General features: G+C 38.0%; 12 protein-coding genes and 1 pseudogene. 7 read left to right on the top strand and 6 right to left on the bottom strand.

What is annotated here, in order from left to right; genetic code table 11:
• The first annotated feature begins 104 nt into the window (after positions 1-104).
• Complete coding sequence (locus tag GN217_RS14870) at positions 105-464, top strand: GNAT family N-acetyltransferase (RefSeq protein ID WP_156857444.1); 360 nt, start codon at positions 105-107, stop codon at positions 462-464.
• Here the strand turns inward: GN217_RS14870 and GN217_RS14865 are convergent.
• A complete protein-coding gene (locus tag GN217_RS14865) occupies positions 461-1,009 on the bottom strand; it encodes a short-chain dehydrogenase (protein WP_156857443.1) in 549 nt (182 codons plus the stop codon). The genes GN217_RS14870 and GN217_RS14865 overlap by 4 nt on opposite strands.
• 110 nt (positions 1,010-1,119) lie before the next feature.
• Positions 1,120-2,166: an NADH:flavin oxidoreductase/NADH oxidase gene (locus GN217_RS14860; RefSeq protein ID WP_156857448.1), complete on the bottom strand. Its 1,047-nt coding sequence runs from the start codon at positions 2,164-2,166 to the stop codon at positions 1,120-1,122.
• Positions 2,167-2,259: 93 nt separating this feature from the next.
• On the opposite strand from GN217_RS14860, the gene GN217_RS14855 reads away from it, so the two are divergent.
• A complete protein-coding gene (locus GN217_RS14855) occupies positions 2,260-2,673 on the top strand; it encodes a MarR family winged helix-turn-helix transcriptional regulator (protein WP_156857442.1) in 414 nt (137 codons plus the stop codon).
• A gap of 303 nt (positions 2,674-2,976) precedes the next feature.
• On the opposite strand, the gene GN217_RS14850 is transcribed toward GN217_RS14855, so the two are convergent.
• The 3 genes from GN217_RS14850 to GN217_RS14840 are packed head-to-tail and all read right to left on the bottom strand — an operon-like array spanning position 2,977 to position 5,409.
• Positions 2,977-3,735, bottom strand: coding sequence for a hypothetical protein (locus tag GN217_RS14850; protein ID WP_156857441.1), 759 nt, complete (start codon positions 3,733-3,735; stop codon positions 2,977-2,979).
• Positions 3,732-4,646 carry an ABC transporter ATP-binding protein gene (locus GN217_RS14845; protein ID WP_156857440.1) on the bottom strand — a complete coding sequence of 305 codons (915 nt, stop codon included), beginning with the start codon at positions 4,644-4,646 and terminating at the stop codon, positions 3,732-3,734. Before GN217_RS14845 ends, GN217_RS14850 begins: the two co-directional genes overlap by 4 nt.
• Positions 4,639-5,409 (bottom strand): MerR family transcriptional regulator, encoded by a 771-nt coding sequence (locus tag GN217_RS14840; RefSeq protein WP_156857439.1) that lies wholly within the window; start codon positions 5,407-5,409, stop codon positions 4,639-4,641. The genes GN217_RS14845 and GN217_RS14840 overlap by 8 nt, the downstream gene beginning before the upstream one ends.
• Positions 5,410-5,697: 288 nt before the next feature.
• On the opposite strand from GN217_RS14840, the gene GN217_RS14835 reads away from it, so the two are divergent.
• From GN217_RS14835 to GN217_RS14825, 3 genes and pseudogenes are all read left to right on the top strand, one after another.
• The gene (locus tag GN217_RS14835) at positions 5,698-6,141 is read left to right on the top strand and encodes a MarR family winged helix-turn-helix transcriptional regulator (RefSeq protein WP_156857438.1); all 444 of its coding nucleotides are present in this window, start codon (positions 5,698-5,700) and stop codon (positions 6,139-6,141) included.
• Positions 6,142-6,195: 54 nt separating this feature from the next.
• Positions 6,196-7,146, top strand: a complete 951-nt coding sequence (locus GN217_RS14830; protein ID WP_156857437.1) for a ring-cleaving dioxygenase — start codon at positions 6,196-6,198, stop codon at positions 7,144-7,146.
• A 1-nt stretch (position 7,147) separates the two neighbouring features.
• Positions 7,148-7,364 (top strand): annotated as a pseudogene (locus tag GN217_RS14825) (DUF896 domain-containing protein).
• A 252-nt stretch (positions 7,365-7,616) separates the two neighbouring features.
• Here the strand turns inward: GN217_RS14825 and GN217_RS14820 are convergent.
• Entirely contained in the window at positions 7,617-8,168 is a 552-nt protein-coding gene (locus GN217_RS14820; RefSeq protein WP_156857436.1) for a helix-turn-helix domain-containing protein, read from the bottom strand.
• A gap of 98 nt (positions 8,169-8,266) precedes the next feature.
• Between GN217_RS14820 and GN217_RS14815 the strand changes: the two genes are divergently transcribed.
• Positions 8,267-8,992 (top strand): AzlC family ABC transporter permease, encoded by a 726-nt coding sequence (locus GN217_RS14815; RefSeq protein WP_156857435.1) that lies wholly within the window; start codon positions 8,267-8,269, stop codon positions 8,990-8,992.
• Complete coding sequence (locus GN217_RS14810) at positions 8,989-9,312, top strand: AzlD domain-containing protein (protein WP_156857434.1); 324 nt, start codon at positions 8,989-8,991, stop codon at positions 9,310-9,312. The genes GN217_RS14815 and GN217_RS14810 overlap by 4 nt, the downstream gene beginning before the upstream one ends.
• Positions 9,313-9,494: the final 182 nt, after the last annotated feature.

Below are 9,494 nucleotides of genomic sequence, written 5' to 3'. Positions count from 1 at the left end.
AATTAAAAAACTCCCCTCTATTAATATGAAAAAAACTTAGCACATTATAGCAGGGAAGTCTATTTTTAATCTGGAGGAATTTGAACAATTAGCAAGTGTTTTAGATGGAACAATGTGGAGCTTTACAACATTGGTATAACCATGAACGGGTTCTTGAAGATATTGTTCAAGGTGCATACACGCACGTCGCATTGGTAGATGGAGAAGTTGCTGGGACAATCGGAGGGGTGATGACAGGTCCAAGTGTCAGTGAGATATATGTTTTCTATGTAGATGAAAACTATAGATATCAAGGTATTGGTGCAAGGCTACTCGAGGCATTTACGATGGAACATGTAGAAAAAGGTGCAAGGGAACAGTATGTATCTGTTGAAGAGGGAAATAAACTTGGCATCCCTTTTTATAAGGCTCGTGGCTTTCGGCAGCTGGATCAGAAGGGGCGCTATTTACGACGAATTGGTTAAGGTCTGTCTTCCCAGGATTCAAGTTGGCCAACCGTGAGCACTTGCCTTTTTCCTTTAATTGCTTCAATTACACCATTAGAAATTTCCTTGTTAGTTAACCATCTAGAGTGATTGCCCTCGATTACAAAGCCCAGTTGGACTTGATGATACAAACAATTATTAGGTACAATCGTCTTTTTTTGGATTTCATCTAAGTCTGTACTGCTGCCTAGTATATGGAATAATTCCCACTCATTTTGACTTTTAGCGACTTCATTTGTGATTATTGGCAGGGCATTTTCGGCAATGGAATGAATCCATGCTACTACGATATTGATGTTGCCATTTTTCTTAATTGTACCGTTAATTTTTTCTTGTAATTTCTCTTCATTTCTGTAATTAACGAAGAGTGGTGTTATCTTTTCACTTGAAACAGTCTTGCTCATTAGTTCTTCCATCCGTTCAGGATTACGAGCAACGATGGACACGTGGTAACCTTGATCCACTAGCCAAAGTGATACGTCTGATAACATGCCTGTTCCACCGACTACTAGTGCGTGTTTCATTCCAATCTGCTCCTTCTAAGTTAATTTTTTTAAAATCAAGTTGTATCACCGCGATATTGGGAATCATCACCCGTTCAGACACATGAACGGGTAATGATAAGATTTTATATTTACCTTATTCCTCTCTCATATTGAAACGGTGGACTTACTTTCCGAGTTAGTTTTTTCTCTGCGTGTAATCCCCAATAAGGATCGTTAAGCATCCCTCTTGCTATAGATACAAGCTCTGCATCTCCATTAGTAATGGTCGCTTCAGCAAGTTCTGGGTTGCTCAAATTACCTACTGCGATTACTGGAACGTCCAATTGTTTTTTGAATTCGCGTGCGAAAGGAACTTGATAGCCTGGGGTGTTTAATGGTTTACGTTTACCTGGAGGACCTTCTCCACCGCTAGAAACGTGAAAGACATCAACACCTGCTTCTTTAAATCGCTTGGCAATCGCGATTGAATGATCTAAGTCATATCCTCCATCGATATATTCTACAGCAGACATACGCATAAGAAGTGGCATATCTGCAGGTATTACGCTTTTTACTGCTTTAACGATTTCTTCCCCGAACAGAGCCAAATCTTTTCCATATTCATCTGTACGATTATTAATGCTCGGCGACATGAATTGATGAATAAGATAGCCATGAGCACCGTGTAACTCAATCGTATCAAATCCAGCTTTTACTGCTCGCACGGCAGCTTCCTTAAATTGCTGAACCGTTTCTTTTACTTCTTCGGTTGTTAAAGCTCGTGGGGCTTTTAGTCCACCATTCATTGTTTCTTCTGGCAATACTTCTACTGGAATATTGGAAGGCCCTACCGGTTGTTTTGCATCTTCCGCTTTTCTCCCAGCATGAGCAATTTGAATACCAACCTTGGCATCATGCTTTTTGATAGCTTGAACAAGGCGTTCGTAATGTGGAATATGTTCATCTGACCATAATCCAAGGTCGTTATCTGTGATCCGACCCTCGGGAGTGACACTCGTCATTTCCATTATGATGAGACCAGTTCCTCCAACTGCTCGTGAGACGTAGTGGACAAAATGCCAATCATTTGGAATCCCATCCTCTTTTGTAACGGAATATTGACACATTGGTGCCATTACAATCCGATTTTTTAATGTTAAATTCTTAACCGTGTAAGGGCTGAATAGTTGACTCATCATGTAAAACTCCTTTCATTTGTTTGCGCATGCATATAATATAACGTACAATATATGCAGGTGCAATAAATATGTTTAGAGGAGATTATTCTTATGGATCATAATGAACTGTTTCATGCTTGGATCAAACTGACAAAATATCATGACCGCATATTAAAAGCAATTGATTATACACTTCATGATCAGTATCAAATAGGAATAAAAGAGTTTTATCTGATGTATTATTTACAGCAATCTGAACAGAAAAAGATGAGATTATCGGATTTAGTTCCGAAAGTGGGTCTCAGTCATAGCGCGTTATCACGGTTAGTTACAAGACTGGAGAAATATCGGGATGGTGCCTTGGTGGAGCGGCAAGCGGACAAGGAAGATAAACGATCGGTTGCTATTAGGCTTCTAGAAAAGGGAGAAGAACTTGTTTCTGAAATGCAAATGCTGATTAATGAGAGCTTGCAATCGAGAATGGTAGAGAAGGATATAATAAATATTAAGCGGCTTGTTGAGTGAAAAGTGATGTGGTTTCGAAATTATCAAATATAGACTAATCAGGTCTCATAGGATTCCGGCTTTCTTTATCAAAGAATTTAAGTGAAATATATTGATAATGATAATTATTCTCGTTATAGGAGCAATTAAAAATTAAGAATCCTCCATGTAGACAAAGGTGGAGAACAAGCTAAATTTGTCGTTGAATATTTGAAATCAAGGGAATAATTGCAGCAAGGGGACAGGAAGGTGAATACCTAGCAATAGATAGAGTAAAAAATGGAAAGGCCTGCTATGCTTTGCTGCAACTTCCCCCTTGAAAAGTTAGTAATCAATTCTTTTAAATTTCCATTGTCCTATTAGACTTGAAACAATGATCCATAATAATAGTATTAATATTGCTTGGGAAAGTGACCCATCAGCAGAATAAACATCGATGAGTGTGGATAATGCATCCTCGGGAAAAAGCGGTAATAATATATTAGAAATATCGGCGGGAAACATTTTAATGAGCGCTGGAAGGAACATCACGCTTAGTGCAAAAGCTGCCCCCCCAAATGCGGATTGTAGATAAAAAGTACCTGACGCGCTTAATAGGCTGTAGAATAATACCATCACGACAGAACCAACAATCCTAGTAAAAATATTTATAACGAATATTGATAAGCCTCCCATATCATTCATTGATAATACCAGCTGATCAATGGCCAAGAAAAGTAGTATTAATATAATGCTAGTAAGAATGGCGAGAATGGATATAAATGAAACTTTAGACAGAAAATAATTTCGCCGAACGGGAGTAATTGCAAGGTTTGTATGAACTGCTCCTGAAGTTAAATCTTTTTTGATATAATTAGCAGTAAATATAACGAGCATTATTGCTGCAGCGTCCATACCAAGTAATGTTATATCAATAACTTCCATACTAGATAGCTCTATTAATACTCTCCCTTGTGTAACATTCGTGGTGAATAAAAAAATCATTCCCAGTAAGGTACTCAAACAAATGGTTGAAAGCAGAAAGTATCGATTGCTTGGAAGGAAGAATGTTTTTTTGAAATCTGCCTTAATTAAGTTTTTCATTTGGTCTCAACTCCTTTTGCAACATATTCTACTTTCCCATCGGTTATTTCGGTAAATAGGTCTTCTAAAGAAGGATTTACTTTTGTTAGTTGAAATAGGATAATGTGATGATCATGAGCTAGCCTTCCGATTTCACTTGCCTCTAAGTTTCGTACTTCGAGACCTGGGTTATGAGGTTTGATTAAAGCATGTTTTTCCTGTAGTACGCTTTTTAATTTAACAATATCATTTGCTTCAACATAAACATAGGAACTTAAACTTTTTTCATTCATTTCCCTTATTGTCATGTCTGCTAGCAACTTTCCCTGTCCGATAATGATAACCCGGTCAGCAACTGCTTGTATTTCACTCATTAAATGGCTGGAAACAATAACGGCTTTACCTTGGTCAGCAAGTTGTCTGAAAAGCTTACGCAGCCATTTAATACCGTCTATATCTAGACCGTTAAAGGGCTCATCTAATATAATTGTGTCGGGATTGCCAATCAATGCAGTTGCAACACCCAAGCGCTGTTTCATCCCTAACGAATAAGATTTCACTTTTTTATTTTTTACACTTTCCAATCCAGTTACTTCCAGCATTTCTTCTATTCTACTTTTTTCAATACCTGCCGCTGTTGCAATAATCGACAGATGTTGTTCTGCAGTAAAGTTTTTATCTAATGCGGATGGGTCAATTAATGTTCCGATTCTTTTCACTGGTTCTGAAAAATCACTGTATTTTTTTCCGTCAATTATTACTTTTCCATGTGTAGGTTGAACGAGGGAAATGATCATTTTCATCGTTGTTGATTTACCAGATCCATTAGGTCCAAGGAAGCCTGTAACTGCTCCTGGCTGAAGAGTTAAATTTAAATGATCAACCGCTGTTTTGTCACCGAACTTTTTTGTCAGATTGTCTGTTTTAATCATTTATTTCATCCTTCCTCTCAAGATAATAGCGATGTGCTGCTTCAATGAAACCTTTGGAAAAATTGTATAAAATTAAATCTTCCTCTGGCCATTGGTCGCTTAGCTCAGAGCCTCTTTCATATTCCGCCAGTATGTCAGGGTCATCCGTAGCGTTTTTGATGAATATATCCCATTTTTCTCCCAATTGGTATCCCGCTTCACTTTCATATTGGTCACTGTTTAGCTTTAACGCAGCGGCTTCCAAAATAAGCTGTTTCCACTGCCAGTAGAAATCTATAATCTCTCTATAGTCAATATCTCTGCTTTGAAATACCTTTTTAGTTTGTTCATCGTATTCAACATTTGCATAATCCAATACAGTTTGTTTATTTAAGCCGCATATCAGCTTCATTATCGGCTCTATATCCTTATTGGGATTCATCTCAATGGAATTTTTGACAACCTCAATAATAATCATATTCATTTTAATTTCCATTTCTTGCTGGAATAGAATATCAACCTGTTTATTTAAAATCTTTTTCATATCAGAGAAATCATTGAAATTTGTTAAGTGATTTTTAATTTCTTTAAGTGGCATGCCAATTCGTTTATAGAATAAAATTTGTTGGAGCCTCATTAAATCATTTTTGTTATAGTATCTTAGTTTTTTATTCTTATCTCGCTGTGCAACAAGTAAATTGATCCTATCGTAGTATTGAATGGTTCTTACCGTTGCTCCAGATAACTTTGCTAATTCACCGACAGTATATCGTTTTTCTTTCATTCCATAACCCCCTGAATTAATTAAATCACATTACGTAACGTCATTAGCAATACTTTTAAAAAAAGTATTGCTAATGACGCTGTGTATTGTGATATAATTTGCACTTTCTCTGTATAAATCCTCATCTTTTCCTCCATATAGGATAAAAATTGGTTGATTAAGGGGGGACTTGATTATAAATGCCAAAGGTAGATTACGCGTAAAATAATACATTTAATTCAAAACAAATTCCTTGCATCTCAATCAGCTGAGTAGTAAAGTGATAGCGACGAAAGGGAGTGAGGCAATTTGAAAAAGAATACGTTGGGTTCTTTAATCTGGTTACGGATTGCGCGATTTACTCATCAAAGTAACCTATTATCAAATGAATTTCTAAAACAATTCGATATTACAGCTGCTCAATTCGATGTGTTGAACCAGGTAGCCACTTACCAGCCGATCATGCAAAGTGATCTTGCCACAAAGGTAACGGTATCACCAGGTGGGATATCGCGCATGCTCACTCGCCTAGAGCAAGAGGGTTATATACAGCGCAAGCAAGATTGGAAGACGAAATGGATTTCCCTCACCTATAAAGGGGAAGAGAAGATGCAGCAAGTGTTTCACCATCAGCTTGATTTTCAAACATCGATGCTGAATGGTTGTTTGACAGAAGAAGAGCAGAAGACATTATATAAATTAATGACAAAACTACAGAAGCATACCGAAGCAAAATTAGAAGATGAAGCATAAACAATTTTTTTAGCTATCAGTTGACTAGTAAACTTAAAAACGGAGGAGATTGACATGTTTACCATACCAGGTCATCATCATATTTCGATGATTACAAAGAACGCCAGTCAAAATAATCACTTTTATAAACAAATATTAGGTTTACGCCGTGTGAAAGTAACGGTGAATCAAGATGATCCATCGATGTATCATTTATTTTATGGAGACAAGACAGGTAGTCCGGGTACGGAACTGACCTTTTTTGAGATTCCGATGTCAGGACATACGTACCGTGGAACAAACGCGATCACAAGAATCGGGTTATTAGTACCATCAGTGGAAAGCCTCCATTATTGGAAGGAACGCTTTGAAAAATATGACGTATATCATGATGAAATAGGGACATATGCGAACCGCCCGGCATTAAAATTTGAAGATCCAGATGGACTGCGTCTCGTGTTGCTTGCTTCGAGTGAAAGAATCGGCCACTGGGAAACATGGGAGAAATCAAATGTTCCGAAAGAGTATCAGATTCAAGGAATGGGTCCGATTGAAATGACTGTACGCCGACTTGAAAAGTTAGCAAATACACTTACAGATATGTTCGGTTATACAGAGGTAATCCGGAATGAAAGTGAAGCAATTTTTCAATCCGTTGAAGGAGAAGCTTTTGGAGAAATTGTTGTGAAATATATGGATGGACCTGCTGAAAGACCAGGTCGCGGCAGTATTCACCATTTGGCAATCCGTGTGCGAAATGACGAAGAACTAGAGTATTGGAGTGAACAGGTAAAACAAAGAGGTTTCCATTCGTCAGGTATTGTTGACCGGTTCTACTTCAAGAGCTTGTATTTCCGAGAGTCAAACGGCATTCTTTTTGAAATAGCAACGGATGAACCAGGATTTACGGTGGATAGTGATGTCGAAAGCTTAGGCGAGCAACTTGATTTACCACCGTTACTTGAAGAACGTCGAGAGGAGATTGAAGCGAAGTTAGCTCCGATTGAAGAGCAGGAGGAAAAATAACATGATTGAAATCTTACCGAGAATTAATGAATTAGCGAAAAAGCAACGTGAAGCAGGGCTAACTCATGAGGAAAAAGCTGAACAGAACATGCTTCGGGAAAGTTATTTACGTCCGCGGGCAAGTGCTTGATACATTCTCTGGGATGAAGGTAATGGACCCGCTTGGGCAGGATGTAACACCTGAGAAGGTTCGACATTTGAAAGAAACAATAGGGTAACGGAACATTTTTTTAATAAAAAAAGACAAGTCTTTTTCCCTCTCTAAGGATAAAGGCCTGTCTTTTTTTGATTTTCTATTACGGCTTAGTTTTACAATGGAAAATAGTACGCTATTTTTGCCATCAAAAAAACCACGAGGCTAGCTTTGATCGATAAGAGAAACCGCTTATGAACCGTGAATGCCACCGTTCATTAAGACTCTCTTCCCAAGAAACTCGTGACTTAGTCATGAGAGGTTCAAATTCTTATGATCATTCCGGATAAAAAATAACGGTGTAAAATCTGACCAGCTCATCCGTGTCGTTTGTATAGACATGAACTGTATTTGCAGGAAACTTAATGGTTTCATGCGCCTTTAATTCAAATTCCTCATCATGAATCTCAATCGTAAGTGTCCCGCGTTGGATTAATATATACTCTTCACCAATATGCTTCTCTGCTTGGTGACTAAAACCAGGCTGCAATTCTACGGTGAAAATTTCAAATTTCTTCTCCGGATGAAATGGAAAGACGGAATAGACAAGATAATTACCTCCGTCATCGAGGACAGGACTGAGCTTCGACATGTCTATTTTTTCGATTTTAGGTTTCTCATTTTCCTTAAGAAAACTTGAAAAAGATACTTGTAGCCCGTTAGCGATTTTCCAAAGTGTAGTGACGGTCGGATTGGACTTGCCTCTTTCAATTTGAGCTAGCATTGCTTTACTGACACCAGTCAATTCGGCTAATTGGTCAAAGCTTAATCCCCTTGCTTTTCTTATTTCAGCAAGATTGTCTGCAATCACTTCTTGAATGAATTCCATACAAAATCTCCTTGACTCTTTGATATGTTTATTATAGCATGTAGGGAATAATATAACATACATATGTTTAGTATTGCGTACAAGAGGGTGAGGAAATAATGAGTGAGTTGGCAAAAAAGATGGATGATGGATATAAATTGTCTACTTTTTCTCAAGGTGTAAAGGATTGTATTCCAACTTTATTTGGTTATATCAGTATAGGCATTGCTGCGGGAATTGTGGGTGCTTCATCAAATTTGAGTGTGCTTGAAGTTGCCCTTTTATCTATACTCGTTTATGCTGGTGCATCTCAATTTATTATCTGCGCTTTGATTGTAGCAGGCAGTCCTTTTTCTGTTATTGTATTTACAACTTTCATTGTGAATTTAAGGCATTTGCTATTGAGTATGACATTGGCTCCTTATTTCACAAACTATTCTCTGTTGAAAAATATTGGGATCGGTGCCCTTGTCACAGATGAGTCATTTGGTGTCGCTGCGAATAAGATTGTCCAAAAAGAAACGTTCAATGATCGCTGGATGAACGGATTGAATATAACCGCGTATATCTTTTGGATTTTATCCTGTGTCGCAGGTGCGATTTTTGGAAAATGGATTTCCAATCCGGAAGTACTCGGCTTGGACTTTGCTTTAACCGCTATGTTCCTTGCCTTACTTGTACTGCAGTTAGAGCATATCGATGTAGGTAAACTGAATTTTTATTTATCTTTAATTGGTTATGTCGTTGTACTGATGATCGTATTTTGTCTGTTCGTACCTTCCTATATCGCGATTCTTTTAACTACAGTCATTGTTGCTACGATTGGAGTGGTAAAAGACAAATGAGTATTAATCTAACCGTACTTTTAATTATATTGGGCTGTGCGATTGTAACTTTTATTCCGAGGGTTATTCCATTCATCGTTATTAGAAATATAGCCCTTCCAAAAGTTGTCGTCAAATGGCTTTCATTTATACCGGTTTGTATTTTTACCGCTTTGATTGTTGATAGCTTTATCATTCAAGATGCGTCAGTATTAGCAATAGATTGGAGAGTGCTTGCTGCAATCATCCCAACGCTTTTTATTGCCTTGTGGACAAAGAGTTTATCAGCTACCGTTCTTGTAGGGATTATATGTATGGCGACGGTCCGGTTTTTCGTTTGAATTCTAGGTCATGTTGCATAACCAGCCTTCTTTGGATATCCTTATCCAAAAGAGACCCTATTACTTTCATTCAGCGTTAGTGTCTGGTTCGTTCACTAATTATGGCGTTCTAATCGCCGTTCAATTGCCCGGCGGACGGATGCGCATCCTAAGGCACGGCCGAAGCCTCGACGCACAGGACG

It is taken from the genome of Oceanobacillus sp. AG (assembly GCF_009746545.1).
Taxonomy (GTDB): Bacteria; Bacillota; Bacilli; order Bacillales; family Amphibacillaceae; genus Oceanobacillus; species Oceanobacillus indicireducens.
This window is presented reverse-complemented; position numbering and strand designations above follow the sequence as displayed.